Genomic DNA, 23,501 nt, shown 5'->3' with positions numbered 1-23,501 from the left:
AATCTATCTGCGAATAAAGCAAGTGGTGCTCTCATGGTAATTCGTACATCTGACAACGGGTGACGCGCTAGCGTTGACGCATGCAGATCGAGTTCGAGAGTCCGGTCACGCGCTGGGACAAGCGCGTGGAGGCGTGGTATTTCGCGACTCTGCCTGAGGAGCTCTCGCTGGAGCTTCGCGAGCTGCCCGCGCCGCAGCGGGGTTTCGGCTCGCTGCGGGTGCAGGCCCGGATCGGCGCCTCCGTCTGGCGGACCTCGATCTTCTTCAGCGGAACCGCATTCGTGCTGCCGTTGAAGAAGGCGATCCGCGACGCGCAGGGCATCGAAGAAGGCGACATGCTCACCGTCGATCTCGACATCATCGATCTCTGAGACGTTCGGACGAGCCACCCGACGGGTTATCCACAGGCCCCACCCGTGACATCCGCCGTTCTCGTAGCCTTTCGGCATGCCTTCTGCACCGGTGCTGCACGACGTGATCGTCGTGCTCGTGCACATCGGATTGGTCGGCATCGGAGTCTGGCTGCTCGTGATCGACGCGCGCACGCACCGGCTGCCGAACCGGATCGTGCTGCCGACGCTGGCTGCGGTGCTGGCGCTGGCGGGAATCGACGCCCTCGTGACGGGTCGCAGCGGTTCCCTGATCGGCGGTGTGATCGGGATGCTGGTGCTCGGCGGTCTCTACGCCGTGCTGCGCACCACGAGCAGAGGCGGCATAGGCGGGGGAGACGTGAAGCTCGCGGCTGTCATCGGCCTGGTGCTCGGCTGGCACGGGTGGCAGGCTCTCGCCGTCGGTGCGGCATCCGCCTTCGTCCTCGGCGCGCTCTACGCTCTCGCCCTCATGGCGTTCCGCCGGGCGGACCGCTCCACACGTATCGCCTTCGGCCCCTGGATGATCATCGGTGCAGCGCTCGGCGTCGCCGCAGGATGAGTACCGTGCGCCATACTCACGACCGACGCACTCAGGACTATGGTGAGCACATGGCAATCGCACGACTTCACGACGGCCCGCTCGACGGGCAGATCCTTCCGCTCGAGAACATCGAGCAGGACAGCCTGATCGCTCCGTACGGCGCGACTCAGGTCATCTACCGACGAGGCAGCGCCGCGGCGAACACCGGCGCGAGTGACGGACCCACCGAGGTGGGATTCTGGTTCGTCGAGTCCAGCGACGACATCACGCCCAGTGACGACTGATCCATCTGAGACCGGTTCATCGAACTCTGAGCCTTCTCGCACGGTCGAGGTCGAGCGCAAGTACGACGTCGACACGGCTACGCCCCTGCCGGTCTGGGACGCGGCTCCGGGCGTGGATGCGGTGACCTCCGGCGAGCATCGCGCGCTCGATGCCCGGTACTTCGACACCGCGGATGCTGCGCTGTCGCGCGCCGGCGTGGCGCTGCGTCGCCGCACCGGAGGGCCGGACGAGGGCTGGCACGTCAAGGGTCCGCGTCAGGGAGATGGCCGACTCGAACTGGGGTGGCCGCTCGGTGAGACCGATGGAGTGCCGGCTGCCGTCGCCACTGCGATCTCGGAATGGACGACCGATCCGCTCACCCCGCTCGCGCGCATCCGCAACGACCGCACGGCCTATCTGCTCACAGGACCGGATGGCGTCGTCGCCGAGTTCGTCGATGATCGCGTGCACGCCACGGATCTTCGTTCTGGGACAGAGCGCGAATGGCGCGAATGGGAGATGGAGCTGGGCCCTGCCGCACCCGCGGATGCTGCGGGGCGTGAGGCCTTCTTCACTGCGGTCGAGGCTGCGATCTTCTCCGCGGGCGGCAGGCATGCGGCATCCGCATCGAAGCTCGCCCGCGCACTCGGATTCTGAGCGCAACCCCCTTCCCTGCGAAGCCCGTGTCGTGCTTGAGTGACACACATGACGCCTGCTCCCATGCTCCGTTCCATTCAGACGATCGTCCCAGAGACAGTGCTGGTGCAGGAAGAGGTGCGCGACGTCTTCGCCGCGCAGCCGGAGATCAGTCGCCTGGCCAAGCGCATCGTCTCGGCATCGTTCAACGGATCGGGGATCGACACCCGGCACACGGTGCTGGAAGAGCTGTCGTTCACCGCTGACAACGATGAGCCGCAGTTCTTCGACCGCGACACCGGCCTGCTGCTCGAGCCGGGTACGAAGGCGCGCAACGAGGTGTACATCCGTGAGGCGGGGCGGCTGTTCGTCGAGGCGGCCAGACGCACGCTCGATGCGGACCCAGACATCACCGCTGCCGATGTCACGCACGTCATCACCGTCTCCTGCACGGGGTTCTACGCGCCGGGCCCGGATTACGAGATCGTCCGCGCCCTCGGACTGCGAGACGGCGTGCGTCGTCAGCACTTCGGCTTCATGGGCTGCTACGCCTCGATGCCCGCGCTGCGTGCGGCGAGCGAGTTCTGCGGCGGAGATCCGGATGCCGTGGTGCTGGTCGTCAGTGTGGAGCTGTGCACGCTGCATCTGCGCTCGACCGACGACCCGGACATGATCGTGGCGACGTCGCTGTTCGCGGATGGTGCGGCGGCTGGGCTCGTCACTTCGCGAACCTTCGGCTCCGAGGTCGCCGGCCTCGCCCTGGACCGGTTCCACACCGGCATCATCCCGGAGGGCAAGGAGGACATGGCATGGACGATCGGGGACCACGGGTTCGAGATGGTCCTGTCCACGGCGGTTCCGCAGCTCATCGGCGATCACATCCACGATGCGCTCAGGCCGCTGTACGCAGCGGAGGAGCCGTTGGCCGGGGCGTTCGCGGACGATTCGATCGGAGAGCACATTGCGCACTGGGCCATCCATCCCGGTGGCCGGAGCATTCTGGATCGGGTCCAGGAGAAGCTGCTCCTCTCGGACGCGCAGCTCGTACCCGCGAGGGAGGTGCTGCGGCAGTACGGCAACATGTCCAGCGCGACGGTGCTGTTCGTCATGCAGCGGATCCTGGACGAAGGCGCACAGAACGGCGAACGCGTGGCGGCGATGGCGTTCGGCCCGGGGCTCACGGCCGAGTGCGCGCTGATGACCGTCGTGGCACCGGGGAGCCATGAGAGCTGATCTCTCAGCTCGCGCCGTCGACGAACGTGAGTTGATGGACGATCCGGATGCGGATCACGCGATGCTGGAGCGCACCTACGAGCGCTTCGCCCTGATCAATGCGGTCGTCTCGCGATGGCGAGCCGTGTACCGACGGGACATCCGTCCGCGGGCGCGAAAGCAGTCGCTGCGAGTTCTCGACGTCGGCGCGGGCGGCGGGGATGTGTCACGGGCGCTCGCCGCCTGGTCCAGTCGCGACGGGCTGGCGGTCGAGGTCACGGCACTGGATGCCGACGAGAGAGCCATCCGGTGGGCACGAGGCCGCCGCGGCGGCGTCGAGTATCGCTGTGCCTTTACGAGCGAACTCGTGGATGCCGGAGAGGTCTTCGACATCGTGATCTCCAACCATCTGCTGCACCACCTGAGCGATGCCGAGCTGACGGCGCTGCTGCGGGATTCTGCCGCGCTCATCTCCCGCGGTGGTGTCGTCATCCATCGGGACATCGCACGCAGTCGGCTCGCATACCTGGGGTTCGCCGCGGGCACCCTGCCATTCGCGAGCAACCTGCTTGCGGGCTCCTTCATCCGTGCCGATGGGCTCACCAGCATCCGCCGGGCGTACACGCCGGTCGAGCTTTCCGACGCGATCCCCAGCGACTGGCAGGTGCGGACGGCGTTTCCTTCGCGGCTGGAGTTGCGGTATGAGGTGCCAGATGCCGGACCATGACGTGGCGATCGTGGGCGGCGGACCCGTCGGCCTTCTTCTGGCCTGCCTTCTGGCTCAGGACGGGATCGATGTGGCCGTGTACGAGCGGCGACTCGCAGGCGACGAACGCTCTCGGGCGATCGGGATCCATCCTCCTGGCGTCGCGGCGCTCGACGCGGTGGGAGTGGGAGGGGATGCCAGTCGCCGGGCGCTGGCGTTGGACGGGGGCGAGGTGCTCTGCAGCGGCCGAGTGCTCGCCGCAGTCTCCTTCACGGCGCGGCAGCAGGTGCTGATCCTCCCGCAGCACCGCACGCATGCGCTGCTCGTCGAGCGCCTCGCTCAGCTGCAGCCGGATGCTGTGCATCTCGGTCACGTCGTACGCGATGTTCGCGATGAGGGAGAGGTCGTGCGCCTGTCGATCGAGACAGATGGTGCTCGCCATGTATCCACGGCTTCCGTCGTGGTCGCGGCAGATGGCATGCGCAGTGGGATCCGCAGCAGGCTCGGCATCGAATGGCACGAGCGACCGGGGAGCGGCTCTTATGCGATGGCGGACGTCGCCGATGACGATCCAGGCACAACGGTGCGACTGTATTGCGAACCAGGTGGAATCGTCGAGTCGTTTCCGCTTCCCGAGGGCCGGAGGCGATGGGTGGTGGCGGATCCGCTGGACCGGCTGCATGATGGAGCCGCCTTCGCCCAGGAGATCGAGCAGCGCACCGGCATCCGTCCAGGTTCGACACTCGCGACCACGCGGTTTCGAGCACGGCAGCATCGTGCGGCGCGAGCAGCCGTCGGCCGGGTGGTGCTCGTCGGGGATGCGCTGCACGAGACCAGCCCGATCGGCGGACAGGGAATGAATCTCGGCTGGAGCGGGGCGCGACATCTCGCGGCCGCAATCGAGCGGTCGTTGCTCAGCACGACGCCCGACTTCAGCGCATACGAACGCGGCGCGCTGCGCTCTGCCGCTCGTGCCCAGCGACGTTCGTCGTTCTACATGACCATGGGGCACCCCGTGTACGGCCTCGGTCTGGGCGTTCGCAACACGCTGATCAGGGCTCTCGGCTCACCGCCGCTGCGCCGAAGCACCGCTGACCTGATCACCATGCGCGGGTTGTGACGCAGAACGTCCCGGCAGATATCGTCTGCCGGGACGTCCTGGTGGTGATCAGAAGTTGATCATGTGACCTGCGAGGCCGTGGAAGCCCTCTTGCAGCGCCTCCGACAGCGTCGGGTGCGTGTGCACGTTGCGGGCGAGCTCCAAGGCGGTGAGATCCCACTTCTGCGCGAGCGTCAGCTCGGGGAGGAGCTCTGAGACGTCGGGGCCGATCATGTGCGCGCCGATGAGCTCGAGGTGCTCCGCATCAGCGATCAGCTTGACGAAGCCGACGGGCTCGCCGAGCCCATGCGCCTTGCCGTTGGCCATGAACGGGAAGGTGGAGACCTTTATCTCGCGGCCCTCGTCCTTGGCCTGCTGCTCGGTGAGGCCGAACGAGGCGACCTGCGGCGAGCAGAACGTCGCGCGCGGCATCATGCGGTAGTCGCCGAGCGTCTGGGTCTCTGCTCCGCCGATGGTCTCGGCCGCGACGACTCCCTGCGCCTCTGCGACGTGGGCGAGCTGCAGCTTCGCGGTGACATCGCCGATGGCGTAGATGCCGTCGACGTTCGTCTTCATGTGATCGTCGATGTCGATAGCGCCGCGTTCGGTGAGCTTCACACCGGTCTTGTCGAGCCCGAAGCCATCGACGTTGGGGGCGAAGCCGACGGACATGAGCACCTTGCCGGCCTCGATCGAGGCCTGGTTGCCATCCTTGCCGGTGTACGTGACCGTGACGGACGAACCGTTGTCGATGACCTTCTCGACCTTCGTGGAGGTCAGGATGTCGACGCCGTAGTTCTTGTACTGCTTCGTGATCTCCTTCGACACATCGGCATCCTCGTTCGGGAGTGCGCGGTCGAGGAACTCGATGATCGTGACCTTGACGCCGTAGTTCGTGAGGACGTAGGCGAACTCCATGCCGATGGCGCCGGCGCCGACGATGACGATCGATTCGGGCAGCTCGCGGCTGAGGATCTGCTCCTCATAAGTGACGACGTTCTCGCTGAGCTCGACGCCAGGCAGCAGACGGACCTTGGATCCTGTGGCGATGATGACGTTGTCGAAGGTGACCTCTTCGGCTGTGCCGTCGGTCTTGGTGACGGAGATGGCCTTCGGGCCCGTGAAGGCGCCGCGGCCGTCGTACTCGGTCACCTTGTTCTTCTTCATGAGGAAGTGGATGCCCTTGACGCGGCCGTTGGCGACCTCGCGCGAGCGGTCGAACGCCTTGCCGTAGTCGATGGTGAACTCACCGGAGATGCCGAAGAATTCGGCCTTGTGATTCAGCGTGTGAGCGAGCTCGGCGTTCTTCAAGAGAGCCTTGGAGGGGATGCAGCCGACGTTGAGGCAGACACCGCCCCAATACTTCTCTTCGATGACCGCGGTCTTCAGACCGAGCTGTGCGCTGCGGACTGCGGCGACGTAACCGCCGGGGCCCGCGCCGAGGATGACGACGTCGAAATGTGGCATGCCTAGAGCCTATCGCTCTGCAGGGTCGTCGGAACCGGCGTGGGGGTTCGATCGGCGTCTGCTGCGCACGAGCGTGAAGACGATGAAAGCCACGATGAGCAGGATCACGGCTGCGCCGATCAGCAAGGGCGCTGAGACCGAGAACCCGGAGGTCATGTTCGGGTCCTCCGCCACGGTGGGTGCTGCGGTCGGCGTGGCCGAGGATTCCAGCGGAGCCGCCGGGGACTCGGTGCTCGGAGTCGTGTCACCCGCGGTGCTGGTGCTCACGGTGAAGCCGAAGTCGTCGGATGTCGGGTGACCGTCGCTCGAGACGACCTTCCAGATCACGTGGTACTGCCCTGCGGCCGCAGCAGGCGAGAGCGGCTGGATGACGATCGCGCCGTCCAGTTCGGGCTCGCCCTCCGCGACGTTGTTCCCCTCGGCATCGAGCACCACGACCTCGGTCGCGCCTTCGCCACCGATCAGCGCGGCGCTGAAGGTCAGCGTGAGTTCGGCGGGAAGAGTGTCGACCGTCGAGTCGGCGGCCGGATCGGAATCGATGAGCGAGTCGTGAGCCGCTGCGGACTGGGGCCATGCGAAGAGCAGGAAGAAGGCGACGAGCAATGTCGTCGCCAGCGCGAATGGGGCAGGAGAACGTCGAAGTGTGAGGGTGCGCACAGTCTCAGCATAGGAAACCCCGGTGTGCGGATGCTGACTCGTACACACCCTCCCGTCGGCGGTGCGTGATCAGATAGTCTGGAGTCAGAGGAGGGCCACCGTGACAGACAACGACAGCCGATCTGCAGGCGATGCCGCAATTCATCGCGGCGGCGAGCAGAGGCACGACGCCACACAGACGTTCGGACACGACTCCGATCTCTCCTTCGTGCCCTTCGGCGCAGAGCTCACCGACGTCGAGCAGTCAGCGATCGCGGCGCTCCCCGCCGGGTCTGCGCTGCTGCTTGTCCGCTCGGGCGCCCTGGCTGGAGCGCGCTACCTGCTCGACACCGACGTCACGACCATCGGACGCCACCCTGAGGCCGACATCTTCTTCGACGACGTCACCGTCTCGCGTCGCCACGCGGAGATCACCCGAAGCGGCAATGCCTTCGAGATCACCGATCAGCGCTCGCTCAACGGCACGTACGTCAACGGCGAGCGCGTGGATCGCAGCACGCTGGAGGACGGCTATGAGCTGCGAGTCGGCAAGTTCCGGCTGAACTTCTTCGCATCGACCGCTGATCTTCCGGCGGCGAACGACTGATGGTGGCGCTTCACGCCCGCGATCGCTCTGCGTCCGCGGGTCTTCTGAGTATCGGTCAGGTACTCGCCCGCCTCACTCCCGAGTTTCCGGATCTCACCTCCAGCAAGCTGCGCTTCCTCGAGGTGCAGGGCATCGTCAGCCCATCGCGCACCGATTCGGGCTATCGCAAGTTCTCACAGGCCGATATCGAACGTCTGCGACTGGGGCTCACGCTGCAGCGCGATCACTATCTGCCACTGAGTGTCATCCGCGAGCAGTTGGACGAGGCCCAGGCGAACGGCGACGCCTCGACTGCATTCCCGCCGCCGCCGTCGATCACTCCGGCTCCCCGGCGCTATCGACGTGATGAGCTGCTCTCCGCAGCCGGCGCAGGCCCTCAGATCCTGAACGACGCCATCAGCACCGGCATCATCGCGGCGGCCGAGAACTATCCGGAGACGACCGTCACACTTCTGCGCAGTCTCGTCGCCCTCGATCGCCACGGGATCGAACCGCGCCACCTTCGCACTCTGCGTCAGAGCGCCGAACGCGAGGTCTCGCTGATCGAATCGGCGATGTCGGCGCTGCTTCGCCGGACGGATGCGACGTCCAGGGGAAAGGCGCGCGAGATGGCGCCGGAACTCGCCACCAAGATCGACGAGGTGCGCTCACTCTTCGTCAAGGAAGCGCTCACCCGAGTGCTTTCGTAACGAACTGGTTGCGACACACCTTCCGCGATGGGCGGATGTCATTGCCGGTGCCGGGGCACTGCTCTAGCGTTGAGTTAACTGCTTCGAGGAGGACTTATATGAATGCGGATGAGCTGTCAGGCGACCCGCGGTTCGTCACCGAACTCCTCTTCACGGACGGTCTGCCTGCGATGGACGACGAGGTCGGGTACCGCGGTGCGGTCGCCGCTCGCGCTGCAGGGATCACGTACCGTCAGCTCGATTACTGGGCGCGCACCGAACTCGTGGAACCCACCGTTCGCGGCGCCAGCGGGTCCGGATCGCAGCGCATGTACGGCTTCCGCGACATTCTCGTGCTGAAGCTCGTGAAGCGTCTGCTCGACACCGGCATCTCGCTGCAGCAGATCCGTATCGCGGTCGAGCAGCTGCGTGCGGCCGGCATCCGCGATCTGGCAGGCACAACGCTCATGAGCGACGGCGCGTCGGTCTACCTGTGCACGTCGAACGATGAGGTCATCGACCTGGTCAGCCGCGGGCAGGGCGTCTTCGGCATCGCCGTCGGCAAGGTGCTGCGCGAGGTCGAATCGACACTCGTCGAGTTCGACCCCACCGCGCCAGACCCCGTCGATGAGCTCGGTGCGCGACGCGCCAAGCGCACCGCCTGACCCTCGCGCGATAAAAAACGCGCTCAGCGATGCTGGGCGCGTTTTTCGTATCGCTGAATCAGGCCTGGGCGCCGTTCTCGGGCACGGGGACTCGTCCGGTACGGACGATCCGGTCCAGCAGCAGGTCGAAGTCGGCGGCGAGTTCCTGAGCGGAATCGCCTGGCCAGATGTGCAGCGGCTTGGCAGCTCCCTGCGCCTGCTGAAGCGAGGTGCGCTCCGGCAGCTGAGGAGAGAGCACCAGCGGGCCGAACATGTCACGCAGCTCCTTGATGCGGAACTGGTGTTCGATCGACTGCGGGCGCACGCGATTGACGACGATGCCGAGCGGTTGAAGACGGGGGGAGAGGCCACGACGGATCTCCTCGATCGCGCGCAGCGCGCGATCGGCAGCGGCCACAGAGAACAAACCGGGCTCCGTCACGACGATGACGCGGTCGCTCGCAGCCCACGCCGTGCGGGTCAGGGCGTTGAGTGAAGGCGCGCAGTCGACCAGCACGAGGTCGTAGTCGCTCTCGACAGCGGCGAGTGCCTCTTCGAGCTTCCACACGTCGCGCACGCTCGGGTGCGGGCCGTCGTAGTTGATGGCAGAAGGGCTGCCGATGAGCACGTCGATCGTGCCGGGGTGCACCTTCGCCCAGCCGCTGGAGGTGATCGCCTGACGGACGACCTTCTCCTTCGGGTTCGCCAGGACATCGGCGATGTTGAGTCGTCCGGCGACCTGGATGTCCATGCCCGTGGACACATCGGATTGCGGGTCGAGGTCGACGACGAGGGTCCGGACACCTCGGGCGAAAGCCGCTGAGGCCAGTCCGAGTGTCACGGTCGTCTTGCCGACGCCTCCCTTGAGAGAGCTGACGCTGAGTACGTGCACGGAGACCACGTTACCTTCCCCTAGGCTTGGAGCACACTCAGCCCCGCCCCGTGAGCGTCGAATTCGGCGTACAACGAGTCATCAGAGGTGTGCATGTTCCAGAAGATTCTTGTGGCCAACCGCGGTGAGATCGCGATCCGCGCGTTCAGGGCGGCATTCGAGGTGGGAGCGCGCACAGTCGCAGTCTTCCCGTACGAGGACCGCGGCTCTCAGCATCGGCTCAAAGCCGACGAGGCTTACGTGATCGGTGAACGCGGCCACCCTGTTCGCGCGTATCTCGACGTCGATGAGATCATCCGCGTGGCGCTCGAGTCCGGCGCCGACGCGATCTATCCCGGCTACGGCTTCCTCTCCGAGAATCCAGAGCTGGCCGAGAAGGCGGCGGCGAACGGCATCGTCTTCATCGGTCCGCCGTCGAAGGTGCTCGAGATGGCCGGCAACAAGGTCGAGGCCAAGCACCACGCGATCGAGGCCGGCGTGCCCGTGCTGCGCTCCACTGAGGCATCCTCCGACGTCGACGCGCTGGTCGCCCAGGCCGACGAGATCGGCTTCCCGCTGTTCGCGAAGGCGGTCGCCGGCGGCGGGGGCCGCGGAATGCGCCGCGTCGAGACCAAGGGCGAGCTCGCCCCCGCTCTCTCCGAGGCGATGCGTGAGGCGGAGAGCGCCTTCGGCGATGCGCGGATGTTCCTCGAGCAGGCCGTCGTACGCCCTCGGCACATCGAGGTGCAGATCCTCGCCGACAAGACCGGCGACACTGTGCACCTGTTCGAACGCGACTGCTCCGTGCAGCGTCGTCATCAGAAGGTCGTGGAGATCGCTCCCGCACCGAACCTCGACGACAGCATCCGCACTGCCCTGCACGAATATGCGATCGCCTTCGCCCGTTCGATCGGCTATGAGAACGCCGGCACGGTCGAGTTCCTGCTCGAGACGGCGGGGGAGCGCACCGGTGAAGTCGTCTTCATCGAGATGAACCCCCGCATCCAGGTGGAGCACACCGTGACCGAGGAGGTCACCGACGTCGACCTCGTGCAGTCGCAGATGCGCATCGCCGCAGGCGAGACTCTCGCCGAGCTCGGCCTGCAGCAGGGCGACATCCGCCTGCGCGGCGCGGCCCTGCAGTGCCGCATCACGACCGAGGACCCCACTCAGGGATTCCGTCCGGACACCGGCAAGATCACCACCTATCGTTCGCCAGGCGGCGCCGGCATCCGCCTCGACGGCGGCACCGTGCACCAGGGCGCCCAGATCAGCCCGCACTTCGATTCGATGCTCTCCAAGCTCACCTGCCGCGGGCGCGACTTCGAGGCCGCAGTCGGCCGCGCACGTCGGGCGCTGGCCGAGTTCCGCATCCGTGGCGTCTCCACGAACATCCCCTTCCTGCAGGCGCTGCTGGCCGACGACGCGTTCGTCTCCGGCGACATCAGTACCTCGTTCATCGACGAGCGTCCAGACCTGCTCCAGGGGCGTGTGTCGAAGGACCGCGGCACGAGGCTGCTGAACTGGCTCGTCGACGTCACAGTCAACAAGCCGAACGGAGCACACCCCGGTGTCCCCGACCCAGTGACCAAGCTGCCGGGCGTCGATCTGAACGCAGAGCCTGCCCCCGGGTCACGCCAGCGACTTCTGGAGCTGGGGCCGGAGGGCTTCGCCAGGAGCCTGCGAGAGCAGACTGCGCTGGCCATCACCGACACGACCTTCCGCGACGCGCATCAGTCGCTGCTGGCCACCCGTGTGCGCACACGCGACCTCGTCGCCGTCGCTCCCTATCTCGCTCGGCTCACTCCAGGGTTGCTGTCGGTGGAAGCCTGGGGAGGGGCGACGTACGACGTCGCGCTCCGTTTCCTCGGGGAGGACCCGTGGGAGCGGCTCGACAAGCTGCGCACGGCACTGCCGAACATCAACATCCAGATGCTGCTCCGTGGGCGGAACACGGTCGGCTACACGCCGTACCCGAGTGCGGTCACAGAGGCGTTCGTCGCGGAGGCCGCGGCGAGTGGCATCGACATCTTCCGCATCTTCGACGCGCTCAACGATGTCTCGCAGATGCGTCCAGCGATCGACGCCGTGCGTGCCACCGGTACATCGATCGCCGAGGTCGCCCTCTGCTACACCGGCGATCTTCTGAACCCGGCCGAAGATCTGTACACGCTGGACTACTACCTGCGCCTCGCCGAGCAGATCGTGGATGCCGGGGCGCATGTTCTCGCCATCAAGGACATGGCAGGGCTGTTGCGGCCGGCCGCAGCAGCGAAGCTCGTCACGGCTCTGCGCGAGCGTTTCGACCTGCCGGTGCACCTGCACACGCACGACACCCCAGGTGGGCAGCTCGCGACCCTGCTCGCCGCGAGTGCAGCGGGTGTCGATGCGGTGGATGCGGCATCCGCACCGCTGTCCGGCACGACGAGTCAGCCCTCGCTGTCGTCCCTCGTGGCAGCGCTCGTGCACACCGAACGCGACAGCGGCATCGACCTGGATGCCGTCTCCGACCTCGAGCCCTACTGGGAGGCGGTGCGCAACCAGTACGCGCCGTTCGAGTCCGGACTGCCAGGGCCCACCGGCCGCGTGTACCACCACGAGATCCCCGGCGGACAGCTCTCCAACCTGCGCCAGCAGGCCAAGGCACTCGGCCTCGCGGATGACTTCGAACTCATCGAGGACATGTACGCCGCAGCCGATCGCATTCTCGGCCGCGTCCCCAAGGTGACGCCCTCATCGAAGGTTGTCGGCGATCTCGCCCTGCATCTTGCGGCGGTGCGCGCCGACCCGGCCGATTTCGAGGCCAACCCGGAGAAGTACGACGTGCCGGACTCGGTCGTCGGATTCATGGCGGGGGAGCTGGGCGATCTCCCTGGCGGGTGGCCCGAACCGTTCCGGACCAAGGTGCTCGCCGGGCGTGAGGTGCGCGTCGGTCTCACCGAGATCTCCGCCGACGACGAGAAGGCGCTGGCCGGCTCCAGCCTGGAGCGACGTGAGCGGCTGAACGCGCTGCTGTTCCCCGCGCCGACGCTCGAGTTCGCACAGCAGCGCGAGGTGTTCGGCGACCTGTCGGTGCTCGACACCAGTGATTACCTCTACGGCCTCGTACAGGGCCAGGAGCACCTCGTCGAGATCGATCGCGGCGTGCAGCTGTACGTCGGACTCGAGGCCATCGGCGAAGCGGATGATCGCGGCATGCGCACCGTCATGACGACGCTGAACGGGCAGTTGCGACCGGTCTTCGTGCGGGACCGTTCGATCGCGGTCGATGCGCACGAAGTCGAGAAGGCCGACACATCCAAGCCAGGTCAGGTGGCCGCGCCGTTCTCTGGTGTGGTGTCGCTCAAGGTCGAGGTCGGCGACGCTGTGCGTGCCGGCGAACCGGTCGCATCCATCGAGGCCATGAAGATGGAGGCGGCCATCACCGCTCCCGTGGACGGCGTCGTCGACCGTCTCGCGATCGGCGCCACTCAGCAGGTGGATGCCGGCGACCTTTTGGTCGTCATACGTCCTGCCCAGTAATCTTGTGCGGGCGACACGCTCGCACAAGCTTGGAGTGACACAGTGACACCGAAGAACGAAACAGACTCCGCGGAGGACGACAGCCGCGGCGTGCTCGACGAGGCCGCCTCGTTGGACACCACCGGCATCGGCATACTCGGGCAGACCGCGCAGGTGAGCGTCGCCCTTCCTCAGCATGAGGATGACGATCTTGTCGACGATGCGGTTGTGGACGGCGAGATACTCTCGGAGCTCGTCATCGACGCGCCGATCGACATCGCGGAGGCACCTGCGGCCGACGCGCACGTAGGTCGCATCCAAGACGATCGGATCGGGATCATCATCGAGCTGCCGGCGGAAGAGCCCGCAGCGACATCCGTCGGATCGACGTCGGAAGACCCGGCGGACGAGGTCGAGGAAGGCATCGTCGAGCCGGTCGCGGAGCCGGAGCGCGAGGCCGAGCCCGTGTCAGCGGCGACGGACGATTCAGAGACCATATCGGACGAGCCGGCGGATGCTGCGCCCGAAGAACGAGCAGATTCTCAGGCCCTGACAGCCGACGTGATCGTCGATCCGGTCGTCATCGCTGCGGCCGCGCCCGCCGAGACCCCAGCGGACGCGAAGCCGAAGGCCAAGAAGAAGCCGCGCGCGCGACCCACGACGAGCACCGCGCCCGAGCCGGCCGAGCCTGCGCTGCCCAAGTCTGCACCGGCCAAGCCCGCCCCAGCGGAAACGACAGAAGAGCCGTCCCAGCGTGGCGAGAGTGCGACCTCGGCGTGGATCGCCGCCGCTTTGAAGCAGGATGCTTCGGCATCCCCGACACCGACGCCCGCGGCATCCGTTCCGGCAGAGAAAGCGAAGAACGAGATCGTGACGAACTCCGAAGAAGATCCGAAACCCGCAGAGGCGACGATCGCGCAACGGCCGGCCGTGGCTCGACCCGAGGTCGCGCTGACCTCGAAGCGGCTCGGCGACCAGCTCGGGCAGTCGACGCGCGAGTCCGCTGACCTGCTGACCGCCGACCGGCTGCTCGATCCTCATCAGGTGACGAAGCCGGAGCCGGAAGGTGCATGGAGCCACTTCCTCTATGCGGCGTCGGGGCGACGCATCAACATCGGTGACGGCAAACGCGCTCGCGCGCGCAAGGCCCTCACCGCACGCATCTCCGCACCCCTCGTTGGAGGCGCGCGATTCGTGCCTGTGCTGTCACGCAAGGGCGGTGTCGGTAAGACGACGATCACGGCGCTGCTCGGAATGGCGCTGGCGGATGCTCGCGATGACCGCGTGATCGCGGTGGACGCGAACCCCGACCGTGGCACGCTGGCCGACCGCATCGTGCGCACGCACACCCGATCGGTGCGCGACCTCGTGCGCATCCGTGATGAGGTCAAGGGATATCACGACGTCTCCTCGATCGTCGCCCGTGACTCCACCCGGCTCGACGTGCTCGCGTCGGATGCGGACCCGCGCATCGCTGAGGCGTTCAACGATGAGGACTACCGTGATGTCGCGAACGTCGCGGCGCACTACTACTCACTGGTTCTCACTGACACCGGCACCGGCATCGTGCACTCCGTCATGGGAGCCACCCTCGATCTGGCGGATCAGCTCATCATCGTCTCCGGGCTCAGCGTCGATGAGGCGCGGCTCGCCTCCGAGACGTTGACATGGCTGGAGACGAACGGCTACGCCGAGCTGGCACGACGCTCGATCGTCGTGCTCAACCAGTCCACGCCGGGCAGCCCGCTCGTGCGGCTGAACGAGTTGGAGGCGCACTTCGCCACGCGTGCGAAGAACGTCGTGCGCATGCCGTACGACTCGCAGATCGCCGGTGGCGGTGCGATCGTGTTCACCAATCTGCAGCCCGAGACGCGGCAGGCTGCTCGTGAGCTTGCCGCATCCCTCGTCGAGGGCCTTCGCGCGAGCGCTAACTGATGGCGGTTCGCGAGATCCGCATCTTCGGCGACCCCGTCCTTCGCACGGTGTGCGCGCCGATCGATGAGATCGATGACGGCGTGCGAGCGCTCGTCGCCGACCTCGTCGAAACAGTGGAGCTGCCTGGGCGCGCGGGTGTCGCGGCTCCGCAGATCGGCGTGGCCGCACGGGCATTCAGCTACAACATCGACGGCGACATCGGCTACGTTCTCAACCCCGTGCTGACCGAGGTGCGCGGCGAGCCGGTCCCCACCGGGGAAGGGTGCCTCTCGGTGCCCGGTCTCTGGCACGACGCGCTGCGTCACCCGTGGGCACGCGTCGAGGGGATCGATCTGGAAGGCAACGCGGTGGTGCTCGAGGGGGAGGGGCTCCTCGCTCAGGCGCTGCAGCACGAGACAGATCATCTCGACGGCAGGCTCTACCTCACCAGGCTTTCGCCGGAGGACCGCAAGATCGCGATGCGCGAGGTTCGCGAGAGCGACTGGTTCTGAGCGAGAAATGCCCCCGCCTCGGCGGGGGCATTTCTCATCGCGACGGGTTCAGCCGCCGATCGGGACGTTGGTGGTGTTGACCGGCTCGTCGTAGATGGCGGCGATCTCATCGGCGAAGTCCGACATGATCACGTTGCGTTTGATCGACATCTTCGGGGTGAGGTGTCCGCTGTCCTCGGTCCACTCCTTGTCGAGGATCGTGAACTTGCGGATCGACTCCGCACGCGAGACGTTGCCGTTGGCGATGTCGACCGCGCGCTGAACCTCGGCTCGGACTGCGTCGTTCTTCGACGCCTCGGCCAGCGTCATCCCGGCGGGGAGGCCGTTGTTCCCGAGCCAGGTCGGCAGCATCTCCGAGTCGAGCGTGATCAGTGCGGAGATGAACGGTTTCTGGTCGCCGACGACGACCACCTGACCGACGATCGGATTGGCGCGGATCGGGTCCTCCAGCGCGGCCGGCGCGACGTTCTTGCCGCCGGCAGTGACGATGATCTCCTTCTTGCGGCCAGTGACCGTGAGGAAGCCCTCCGAGTCGAAGCTGCCGATGTCGCCGGTGCGGAACCAGCCGTCGTGGAAGGAGTCGGCCGTGGCCTCCGGGTTGTTCCAGTACTCCTTGAAGACGTTGATGCCCTTGACCTCGATCTCGCCGTCGTCTGCGAGGCGGACTCCGACGCCGGGGAGTGCGGGACCGACCGTTCCGATCTTCGACTTGTCGGCGAGGTTGACGGTCGCGGGAGCCGTGGTCTCGGTGAGGCCGTAGCCCTCCAGGATCACGACGCCGAGGCTGTGGAAGAAATGGCCGAGTCGCGGACCGAGGGGAGCCGAGCCGGACACGGCATAGACGATGTTGCCGCCCATGGCCGCGCGAAGCTTGCTGTAGACGAGCCTGTCGAACAGTGCGAACTTGATCTTCAGGCCGAACGGAATCTTCTTGCCCTCTTCGAGGAGGCGCGAGTGCTCGATCGCCGCGGTCGCAGCGGCGCGGAAGATCTTGCCCTTGCCGCCGGCCTCGGCCTTCTGCTCCGCGGAGTTGTACACCTTCTCGAACACGCGAGGCACCGCGAGGAGGAAGGTCGGCTTGAACGAACCCAAGGCCGGCAGCAGCTGCTTCGTGTCCGGTTGATGTCCCGTGCGCACGCCGGCGTGGATGTTGAGGTGCGAGATGAACCGGGCGAAGATGTGCGCCGTGGTGATGAACAGCAGCGTGGATGCCCCTGGGGTCTCCACGACGGCATTGAGCGCCTTGGCGGAGTTGCGGCACAGCTCGACGAAGTTGCTGTGGGTCAGCACACAGCCCTTGGGGCGGCCGGTCGAGCCCGACGTGTAGATGAGGGTGGCGATGTCGGATCCGACGGCGATGTTGCGACGTCGCTCGATCTCCGCATCTTCGACGGCGACACCGGCGGCCGTTAGGGTGTCGATCGCTCCGAGGTGCAGCTGCCAGACCTCGCGGATCAGCGGAAGATCGCCGCGGACCTCGTCGAATTTCGCGAAATGATCAGCGGACTCCGCGATGAGCGCCGTGGCTCCCGAATCCTCGAGGATCCACTGGATCTGCGACGGCGAGCTGGTCTCGTAGATCGGCACCATCACGGCCCCGGCGTAGAACAGCGCGAAGTCGACCAGCGTCCACTCGTAGGTGGTGCGCGCGAGGAAGCCGACCTTCTCGCCCGGCTCGACGCCGACGGCGACGAAGCCTTTCGCGAGAGCGACCACGGCTGTCTGGAAATCGGCGGCGCTGATGTCTCGCCATCCGTCACCGCTCGGCACGGAGAACAGCGCCCGGTCAGGGGTTGCTTCGACTCGTTTGGCCAGCAGATCGGTGACGTTCGCATCGGGATCAGCAGGGACGATCGCGGGAACTTCGAATTGAACCACGGCAACTCCTTCGGTACCGGTCGGGCACGGGTTTCCCTGAGTCTAGGGCACAAAGGTTGCCGAATCGGGGCTATTTTGGAATCGAGTCACGCGATCACTGAGACTCAGTCGCGCGCATTGCGGCATCGGTTCACGAGTGTCACGACAGACGGCGGCGAGCCCGACGATAGACTTCGTGACGATGTTCTATTGGCTGATGAAGTACGTCGTGATCGGCCCCGCGGTCAAGGCGATCTTCCGTCCCTGGATCGTGGGTCGCAGCAACGTGCCCAAGAACGGCGCCGCGATCCTTGCGAGCAACCACCTGTCCGTCTCCGACTCGGTGTTCCTGCCGGTGCTGATCGACCGAAGGATGTCTTTTCTCGCAAAGAGCGATTACTTCACCGGTCGAGGCATCAAGGGCTGGGCGACGCGCTTCTTCATGAAGGCGAGCGGTCAGATCGCGATCGACAGATCCGGGGGGAAGGCTTCCGAGGCCTCGCTGAACACGGGGCTTCAGGTGCTCGGCCGAGGAGATCTGCTCGGTATCTACCCGGAGGGCACGCGCAGCCCCGACGGAAAACTGTACCGAGGCCGCACCGGGATCGCGCGGATGGCGCTCGAGGCGAAGGTTCCCGTGGTTCCCGTGGTCATGGTCGACACCGACACCGCGATGCCGATCGGTCGTACCGTGCCACGCATCGTACGGGTGGGAATCGTCATCGGTGAGCCCTTGGACTTCTCCCGCTACGAGGGCATGGAGAACGATCGCTATATCCTTCGCTCAGTGACCGACGAGATCATGGTCGCTCTGCAGCGACTGGGTGAGCAGCAGTACGACGACGTCTACGCCTCGTCGGTGAAGGATCGGATTCCGGCGCGCTCCTGACGACAGAGCGGGGCGCTCCCGGCCAGTAAGCTGGGGAGATGCCTCAGCAGCACGACGCCGCCCTGGATGCTTGGCGCGCACTTCCCATCAAGCAGCAGCCGTCCTGGCCCGATGCGGACCGCGTCGCAGACGTGTCTTCGCAGATCGCGACTCTTCCGCCGCTGGTGTTCGCGGGTGAGGTCGACAACCTCCGCGAGCGCCTCGCGCGCGCGGCATCCGGTCAGGCGTTCCTACTGCAAGGCGGTGACTGCGCTGAGACGTTCGCGGGAGCGACCGCAGAGCAGATCCGCAACCGCATCAAGACCGTGCTGCAGATGGCAGTGGTGCTCACGTACGGCGCGTCGATGCCGATCGTCAAGATGGGGCGTATGGCCGGGCAGTTCGCCAAGCCGCGCTCCAGCGACTCGGAGACCCGAGGCGAGATCACGCTGCCCGCGTACCGAGGCGACATCGTCAACGGCTACGACTTCACCGAAGGCTCGCGCCAGGCCGACCCCGGCCGACTGCTGCAGGGCTACCACACTGCCGCCTCGACGCTGAACCTGATCCGTGCGTTCACGCAGGGCGGGTTCGCCGACCTCCGCGAGGTGCACTCCTGGAACAAGGGCTTCGCGCAGAACCCGGCCAATCAGCGGTACGAACGTATGGCATCCGAGATCGACCGTGCGATCAAGTTCATGGAGGCAGCCGGCGCTGACTTCGACGAGCTCAAGCGCGTCGAGTTCTTCACCGGCCACGAGGGTCTGCTGATGGACTACGAGAGCCCGATGACGCGAATCGACTCTCGCACGGACACTCCGTACAACACTTCTGCGCACTTCCTATGGATCGGGGAGCGCACCCGTGATCTCGACGGTGCGCACGTCGACTACTTCTCGAAGATCCGCAATCCCATCGGTGTGAAGCTCGGTCCGACCACGTCGCCTGAGACGGCGCTGGCACTCATCGACAAGCTCGACCCGAACCGCGAGCCAGGACGCCTCACGTTCATCACCCGCATGGGTGCGGGCAAGATCCGCGACGCGCTGCCACCGCTGCTCGAAGCCGTTCGCGAGTCCGGCGCGCAGCCGCTGTGGGTGACCGACCCCATGCACGGCAACGGCATCACCACGCCGACCGGCTACAAGACGCGTCGCTTCGATGACGTGGTCGACGAGGTTCGTGGCTTCTTCGAGGCGCACCGCGCCGTCGGCACATTCCCCGGCGGCATCCACGTCGAGCTCACCGGTGACGACGTCACCGAATGCCTCGGCGGGTCGGAGCACATCGATGAAGCCGCCCTGGCGACGCGCTACGAGAGCCTGTGCGACCCGCGACTGAACCACATGCAGAGCCTCGAGCTCGCGTTCCTCGTCGCCGAGGAGCTCGAGAAGCGCTGAGTCCGTCCCGAGGCGGGAGTTCGAGCGTCGGTCAGAGGGCGCTGCGGATCAGGAGGGTGACCTCGCTGCCCGCTCGGCGCATGGCCCCGCCGGACGGGTCGGTTCCGGTGACCTCGGTCAGTCCGTTCGGGAACGGCGTCCACAGCGGGTTCCACGTCGGTTCGAATCCGGCATCACGCAGCGTCTTCGCGGCAGAGTCGCGATTCTGACCAGTCACATCGGGGACCTCGAACAGCTGCGGCCCGATCGAGACGACAATCGTCATCGTGTCGCCAGGACGCCAGTTTCCGCCGCCCTCGCGGTCGGCGACGCTGATCACGCGGCCCTCCTCGACGGAGTCGTGGAATTCCTCGACGGTCGTGGTCTGGATGTCCTTCTCCGCCAGCGCGGACGACGCCTCGGACGCTGTCATCCCCACCACATCGGGAAGTCCGCCCAGCGAGACGATCAAGTCGACGGTGTCGGCCTCGAAAGCGGAGCATCCCTCACCGCACTCGTAGGCGTCTCCGCCGGCGCGTGGAGTGACGCTCGCGTTGATCACCACACCGGCATCGGCCCTCGAGTACAGCAGGAGGTCGTCATCGGAGACTGTGATGTCGAGGTCGGCGAGGTAAGCGCGCGCCTCATCTGCGGTCTTGCCGTTCAGCGCTTCAAGGGCATGCTCGGCGGGTCCGGAGGAGATGACGACGGTGACCTCGGTGCCCTTGTCGAGACGGGTGCCCTCTGCCGGATCGCTGCGGATGGCGATGCCTGCAGCGACCTCGGTCGAGTTCTCCTCGCCCTGTACAGGGGAGAACCCCTCCTCGGTCAGTGCTGCGGCCGCTTCCTCATAGCTGAGGCCGGCCACCGGCGGCACACCGATCAATGATCCAGGACCTGATCCGAACCACCATCCGACTCCGCCTGCGGCGACGGCGAGCAGAAGCACGAGCGCCAGCAGGAACGCGCCGCGGGCACGCCGCTTGGACGTGCGTCGGCGCAACAGGGTCGCATTGTCGAGAGGCTGCGACGCCGCCTGCGCGGGCGCGTCCTCGAGCACCATTGTCGACGGCATCACCGTGGTCACGCCGCCCGAGTCGCTCTGCGAACGGACGGGCGTGGTCGTCGGAGTGACCGCTGCGGGGGAGACTCCGAGCGATCGCTCGATCTCGCGCAGACGATCGAGCATCTCCTGCGCGTCGTTCGGACGCTCATCCGGCGATTTCTCGGTCGACCACAGCACGAGTTCGTCGAGCTGCTCAGGTACGCCGGGGTTGCGTGCGCTCGGGCGCGGCACCGACTCCGTCGCGTGCTGGAAAGCGATCTGCATCGGCTGCTCACCCTTGTACGGCTGCTCGCCGACGAGCATCTCGTAGAGCATGATGCCGAGTGCGTAGATGTCGCTGCGCGCGTCGGCGGTGCCGCGGGTGACGAGTTCGGGAGCAAGGTACGCGATGGTTCCGAGCAGCTGCTGCCCCGTGGCGGTGTTCGCCGTGCTGGCACGGGCGAGACCGAAATCGCCGATCTTGATGCGCCCGTCCTCGGCGAGCAGCACGTTCTCCGGCTTCACATCGCGGTGCACGATGCCGGCTTTGTGGGCCGCCGCGAGGCCCGCGAGGATCGCGTCCATGATCGTGATGGTCTGGGGGATCGTGAGGCGGCGCTGCTCGCGCATCAACTCGCGCAGCGTGATGCCGGGAAGATACTCCATGACCAGGTAGGCGAGTTCGCCGTCCTGACCCTGATCGAAGACGTTGACGACGTGCGGATCAGCGAGTCTGGCGGCGGCCCGCGCCTCTTGGATGAACCGACTCTGGAATACGGAGTCGTCGCTGAGGTGGCCGTGCATCACCTTCAGCGCGATCCTGCGCTCGAGGCGGAGATCAGTGGCGACATACACCGTGGCCATGCCGCCGCGTGCGATTCTCGCACGCACCCGGTAACGGCCGTCGACAAGCCGCCCGATGAGGGGATCAGCCTGCTGATTGGTCGTCACGTACAGAGTCTATGAATAAGTGGCTGACAGACAGCGGAGCGGCTCACCCTTTCGGCCACCGGATCGGCTGAGAATCAGCCATACAGCGCGATCCACTGGTCGGCCTGGACCTCCCACTGGCCGTAGCGGTCCGGATACGCCGAGATCTGCACGGCCTGCGCAGCATCCTTGAACGCCATGCCTTCCCACCCGGCGACGTCGAGGAGTCCGCGGGTCGTGGTGCCGTTGGGATCGTGCGCGCCGCCGTAGAAGACACGGATGCTGCGATCGCGATCCATGATCTGATCCGCTGTGCCCCAGCCGGTGCTCGGTCGCTGCTGGAACAGCCCCAGCGAGTCGCGGTCTCCCCAGTCGAGGTTGCGCAGCCATGATTCGACCATCGAGGTGGCCAGGGCGATCGCGATGCCGCGATCTGAGACTCCGAGCTCGCGCCCGATCCGGATGATCATGGCGGCGTTCTCGGCCTGCGGTGCGTTGAGAGTCGCTGTCTGCGCGGGGGCGGGCGCTGACGCTGCCGGTGCGGATGTCAGGGGAGCAGGCGCTGCGGCCGCGACGACGATCGACTGTCCCGGGTAGATGATCGAGGACGCGCTCAGCCCGTTCGCGGCGTAGATCGCATCGACAGAGGTCCCGTGCTTCTGGGCGATGGCGAAGATCGTGTCGCCGGCCACCACGGTGTGCGCCGTACCGCTGGACGGTGCCGGATCAGGCGCCGCAGGACTCGGGGTCATGGCGGGTGCCGCCGCGGCCGCACTCGTGCCGGAGATTGCGATGGACTGACCCGGATAGATCACCGAATCGCGGCTCAATCCACTGGCGACGAGGATGCTGTCGACAGAGGTGCCGTGCTTCTGGGCGATGGCGAAGATCGTGTCGCCGGCCACCACGGTGTGCGTCGCCGCAGCGGGGGCCGGGGCTGCGGGAGCGGGCGCCGGCGCCGGCGCCGGCGCGGCGAGGGTGAGAGTCTGACCCGGATAGATCACCGACCGCCAGCCGAGTCCGTTCCATGTGAGCACGTCGACCGTGCGCAGGCCGAAGCGCTGTGCGATCGAGAAGACCGTGTCGCCCTCCTGCACTGTGTAAGTGGCGGGTGCGGCCGCGGTCGGAAGCACCCGAGGCAGTGCGGCGAGCCGACTCTCTGCTCCGCGCTCCGACGTTGCGGCGGCGCTGGCGGGTGCGGCGCTGATCCCACTCGCAAGCACGCCGAGAACTGCAGCGGGAACGCCGAGCTGGACGTATCTGGCACGTCTGTTGATGGTGTTCGGTCTCAAGGTTTCCCCCCTTTACTGACCTTGAAACGCTGGCACGTATGTGAACGGATGTCAATCAAAGTGGCTGATGTGCCTGAAGTGAAAGGAGTGGTGATGTGCGATGCGGGGCCGAAGATGAGATAGTCGAAACGTGTCTGAGACTGCCCCCGAACCCACAGCCATCGAATGGCTGACGATGCCCCACCTCGTCGAAAGGCTCGGCGAACCGCTGGGGCGCGTGCGACGGATGATCTCGGAGCAGTATCTGGTCGGATCGAGCCGGAACGGCGTGTTCGCTGTCCCCGCGCAGTTCATCGTCGACGGACACCCGCTGTCTTCGCTGCGCGGCACGATCATCGTCCTCACCGATGCCGGCTTCACCGATGACGAGGTGATCGACTGGCTGTTCAGCGAAGAGGAAGAACTCGGTCGCACGCCGATCGCCGCACTCCTCGACGGGCACAAGAGCGCGGTGCGCCGCGTCGCACGCACTCTGGCCTGA

Annotated in this window: 22 protein-coding genes; 16 read left to right on the top strand and 6 right to left on the bottom strand. The window is 66.3% G+C overall.

Going from position 1 to position 23,501, the window contains the following annotated elements; genetic code table 11:
• The first annotated feature begins 80 nt into the window (after nt 1-80).
• The 7 genes from HDC95_RS11385 (at nt 81) to HDC95_RS11355 (ending at nt 4,850) form a co-directional block, all read left to right on the top strand.
• Nucleotides 81-371, top strand: coding sequence for a DUF1905 domain-containing protein (locus HDC95_RS11385; RefSeq protein ID WP_259063615.1), 291 nt, complete (start codon nt 81-83; stop codon nt 369-371).
• Nucleotides 372-447: 76 nt separating this feature from the next.
• The gene (locus HDC95_RS11380; RefSeq protein WP_259063613.1) at nt 448-930 is read left to right on the top strand and encodes an A24 family peptidase; all 483 of its coding nucleotides are present in this window, start codon (nt 448-450) and stop codon (nt 928-930) included.
• Between the two features lie 50 nt (nt 931-980).
• Nucleotides 981-1,196, top strand: a complete 216-nt coding sequence (locus tag HDC95_RS11375) for a response regulator (RefSeq protein ID WP_259063612.1) — start codon at nt 981-983, stop codon at nt 1,194-1,196.
• Nucleotides 1,186-1,833: a CYTH domain-containing protein gene (locus tag HDC95_RS11370; RefSeq protein ID WP_259063610.1), complete on the top strand. Its 648-nt coding sequence runs from the start codon at nt 1,186-1,188 to the stop codon at nt 1,831-1,833. Before HDC95_RS11375 ends, HDC95_RS11370 begins: the two co-directional genes overlap by 11 nt.
• A gap of 63 nt (nt 1,834-1,896) precedes the next feature.
• Nucleotides 1,897-3,045, top strand: a complete 1,149-nt coding sequence (locus tag HDC95_RS11365) for a type III polyketide synthase (RefSeq protein WP_259063608.1) — start codon at nt 1,897-1,899, stop codon at nt 3,043-3,045.
• Entirely contained in the window at nt 3,035-3,751 is a 717-nt protein-coding gene (locus HDC95_RS11360; RefSeq protein WP_259063607.1) for a methyltransferase domain-containing protein, read from the top strand. Before HDC95_RS11365 ends, HDC95_RS11360 begins: the two co-directional genes overlap by 11 nt.
• Nucleotides 3,738-4,850, top strand: coding sequence for an NAD(P)/FAD-dependent oxidoreductase (locus tag HDC95_RS11355; protein WP_259063603.1), 1,113 nt, complete (start codon nt 3,738-3,740; stop codon nt 4,848-4,850). The genes HDC95_RS11360 and HDC95_RS11355 overlap by 14 nt, the downstream gene beginning before the upstream one ends.
• Before the next feature lie 48 nt (nt 4,851-4,898).
• Here HDC95_RS11355 and lpdA read toward each other — a convergent pair whose 3' ends face one another.
• Together lpdA and HDC95_RS11345 are read right to left on the bottom strand one after the other, a co-directional pair.
• Nucleotides 4,899-6,296 carry a dihydrolipoyl dehydrogenase gene (gene lpdA, locus HDC95_RS11350; RefSeq protein ID WP_259063602.1) on the bottom strand — a complete coding sequence of 466 codons (1,398 nt, stop codon included), beginning with the start codon at nt 6,294-6,296 and terminating at the stop codon, nt 4,899-4,901.
• 9 nt (nt 6,297-6,305) lie between these two features.
• Complete coding sequence (locus HDC95_RS11345) at nt 6,306-6,953, bottom strand: copper resistance CopC family protein (protein ID WP_259063601.1); 648 nt, start codon at nt 6,951-6,953, stop codon at nt 6,306-6,308.
• A 100-nt stretch (nt 6,954-7,053) separates the two neighbouring features.
• Here HDC95_RS11345 and HDC95_RS11340 point away from each other — a divergent pair, with 100 nt between their 5' ends.
• The 3 genes from HDC95_RS11340 to HDC95_RS11330 all read left to right on the top strand — a co-directional run bounded on the left by HDC95_RS11340 (nt 7,054) and on the right by HDC95_RS11330 (nt 8,872).
• Nucleotides 7,054-7,539, top strand: a complete 486-nt coding sequence (locus HDC95_RS11340; protein ID WP_259063600.1) for an FHA domain-containing protein — start codon at nt 7,054-7,056, stop codon at nt 7,537-7,539.
• The gene (locus tag HDC95_RS11335; protein ID WP_259063599.1) at nt 7,539-8,228 is read left to right on the top strand and encodes a MerR family transcriptional regulator; all 690 of its coding nucleotides are present in this window, start codon (nt 7,539-7,541) and stop codon (nt 8,226-8,228) included. Before HDC95_RS11340 ends, HDC95_RS11335 begins: the two co-directional genes overlap by 1 nt.
• 98 nt (nt 8,229-8,326) lie before the next feature.
• The gene (locus tag HDC95_RS11330; protein ID WP_259063598.1) at nt 8,327-8,872 is read left to right on the top strand and encodes a MerR family transcriptional regulator; all 546 of its coding nucleotides are present in this window, start codon (nt 8,327-8,329) and stop codon (nt 8,870-8,872) included.
• A gap of 58 nt (nt 8,873-8,930) precedes the next feature.
• On the opposite strand, the gene HDC95_RS11325 is transcribed toward HDC95_RS11330, so the two are convergent.
• Nucleotides 8,931-9,743, bottom strand: coding sequence for a ParA family protein (locus HDC95_RS11325; RefSeq protein ID WP_259063697.1), 813 nt, complete (start codon nt 9,741-9,743; stop codon nt 8,931-8,933).
• 93 nt (nt 9,744-9,836) lie between these two features.
• Here HDC95_RS11325 and HDC95_RS11320 point away from each other — a divergent pair, with 93 nt between their 5' ends.
• The 3 genes from HDC95_RS11320 to HDC95_RS11310 are packed head-to-tail and all read left to right on the top strand — an operon-like array spanning nt 9,837 to nt 15,649.
• Nucleotides 9,837-13,244, top strand: coding sequence for a pyruvate carboxylase (locus tag HDC95_RS11320; protein ID WP_259063597.1), 3,408 nt, complete (start codon nt 9,837-9,839; stop codon nt 13,242-13,244).
• 42 nt (nt 13,245-13,286) lie between these two features.
• Entirely contained in the window at nt 13,287-15,158 is a 1,872-nt protein-coding gene (locus tag HDC95_RS11315; RefSeq protein ID WP_259063596.1) for a MinD/ParA family protein, read from the top strand.
• Nucleotides 15,158-15,649 (top strand): peptide deformylase, encoded by a 492-nt coding sequence (locus HDC95_RS11310; RefSeq protein ID WP_259063595.1) that lies wholly within the window; start codon nt 15,158-15,160, stop codon nt 15,647-15,649. Before HDC95_RS11315 ends, HDC95_RS11310 begins: the two co-directional genes overlap by 1 nt.
• Nucleotides 15,650-15,697: 48 nt before the next feature.
• Here the strand turns inward: HDC95_RS11310 and HDC95_RS11305 are convergent, their stop codons facing one another.
• The gene (locus HDC95_RS11305; RefSeq protein ID WP_259063593.1) at nt 15,698-17,527 is read right to left on the bottom strand and encodes a long-chain fatty acid--CoA ligase; all 1,830 of its coding nucleotides are present in this window, start codon (nt 17,525-17,527) and stop codon (nt 15,698-15,700) included.
• Between the two features lie 181 nt (nt 17,528-17,708).
• On the opposite strand from HDC95_RS11305, the gene HDC95_RS11300 reads away from it, so the two are divergent.
• Together HDC95_RS11300 and HDC95_RS11295 are read left to right on the top strand one after the other, a co-directional pair.
• The gene (locus tag HDC95_RS11300; RefSeq protein WP_259063696.1) at nt 17,709-18,395 is read left to right on the top strand and encodes a 1-acyl-sn-glycerol-3-phosphate acyltransferase; all 687 of its coding nucleotides are present in this window, start codon (nt 17,709-17,711) and stop codon (nt 18,393-18,395) included.
• Between the two features lie 38 nt (nt 18,396-18,433).
• Nucleotides 18,434-19,774 carry a class II 3-deoxy-7-phosphoheptulonate synthase gene (locus HDC95_RS11295; protein WP_259063591.1) on the top strand — a complete coding sequence of 447 codons (1,341 nt, stop codon included), beginning with the start codon at nt 18,434-18,436 and terminating at the stop codon, nt 19,772-19,774.
• Between the two features lie 31 nt (nt 19,775-19,805).
• Here HDC95_RS11295 and pknB read toward each other — a convergent pair whose 3' ends face one another.
• Nucleotides 19,806-21,749, bottom strand: a complete 1,944-nt coding sequence (pknB, locus tag HDC95_RS11290) for a Stk1 family PASTA domain-containing Ser/Thr kinase (RefSeq protein ID WP_259063589.1) — start codon at nt 21,747-21,749, stop codon at nt 19,806-19,808.
• 74 nt (nt 21,750-21,823) lie between these two features.
• Nucleotides 21,824-23,020 (bottom strand): LysM peptidoglycan-binding domain-containing protein, encoded by a 1,197-nt coding sequence (locus HDC95_RS11285; protein WP_259063587.1) that lies wholly within the window; start codon nt 23,018-23,020, stop codon nt 21,824-21,826.
• A 130-nt stretch (nt 23,021-23,150) separates the two neighbouring features.
• Here HDC95_RS11285 and HDC95_RS11280 point away from each other — a divergent pair, with 130 nt between their 5' ends.
• Nucleotides 23,151-23,501 (top strand): Rv2175c family DNA-binding protein, encoded by a 351-nt coding sequence (locus HDC95_RS11280; RefSeq protein ID WP_396652697.1) that lies wholly within the window; start codon nt 23,151-23,153, stop codon nt 23,499-23,501.

The organism is Microbacterium sp. AK031 (genome assembly GCF_024807145.1).
Classification (GTDB): domain Bacteria; phylum Actinomycetota; class Actinomycetes; order Actinomycetales; family Microbacteriaceae; genus Microbacterium.
The sequence above is the reverse complement of the archived record's forward strand: the minus strand, read 5'-3'. Positions and strand labels throughout refer to the sequence as shown.

Excerpts from the sequence above, each read along its gene's own strand:
- HDC95_RS11360 (WP_259063607.1), top strand. The coding sequence starts at position 3,035 with ATGAGAGCTGATCTCTCAGCTCGCGCCGTCGACGAACGTGAGTTGATG.
- HDC95_RS11355 (WP_259063603.1), top strand. The coding sequence starts at position 3,738 with ATGCCGGACCATGACGTGGCGATCGTGGGCGGCGGACCCGTCGGCCTT.
- HDC95_RS11385 (WP_259063615.1), top strand. The coding sequence starts at position 81 with ATGCAGATCGAGTTCGAGAGTCCGGTCACGCGCTGGGACAAGCGCGTG.
- HDC95_RS11300 (WP_259063696.1), top strand. The coding sequence starts at position 17,709 with ATGTTCTATTGGCTGATGAAGTACGTCGTGATCGGCCCCGCGGTCAAG.
- HDC95_RS11380 (WP_259063613.1), top strand. The coding sequence starts at position 448 with ATGCCTTCTGCACCGGTGCTGCACGACGTGATCGTCGTGCTCGTGCAC.
- HDC95_RS11335 (WP_259063599.1), top strand. The coding sequence starts at position 7,539 with ATGGTGGCGCTTCACGCCCGCGATCGCTCTGCGTCCGCGGGTCTTCTG.
- HDC95_RS11365 (WP_259063608.1), top strand. The coding sequence starts at position 1,897 with ATGCTCCGTTCCATTCAGACGATCGTCCCAGAGACAGTGCTGGTGCAG.
- lpdA (WP_259063602.1), bottom strand. The coding sequence starts at position 6,296 with ATGCCACATTTCGACGTCGTCATCCTCGGCGCGGGCCCCGGCGGTTAC.
- HDC95_RS11320 (WP_259063597.1), top strand. The coding sequence starts at position 9,837 with ATGTTCCAGAAGATTCTTGTGGCCAACCGCGGTGAGATCGCGATCCGC.
- HDC95_RS11375 (WP_259063612.1), top strand. The coding sequence starts at position 981 with ATGGCAATCGCACGACTTCACGACGGCCCGCTCGACGGGCAGATCCTT.
- HDC95_RS11310 (WP_259063595.1), top strand. The coding sequence starts at position 15,158 with ATGGCGGTTCGCGAGATCCGCATCTTCGGCGACCCCGTCCTTCGCACG.
- HDC95_RS11295 (WP_259063591.1), top strand. The coding sequence starts at position 18,434 with ATGCCTCAGCAGCACGACGCCGCCCTGGATGCTTGGCGCGCACTTCCC.
- HDC95_RS11330 (WP_259063598.1), top strand. The coding sequence starts at position 8,327 with ATGAATGCGGATGAGCTGTCAGGCGACCCGCGGTTCGTCACCGAACTC.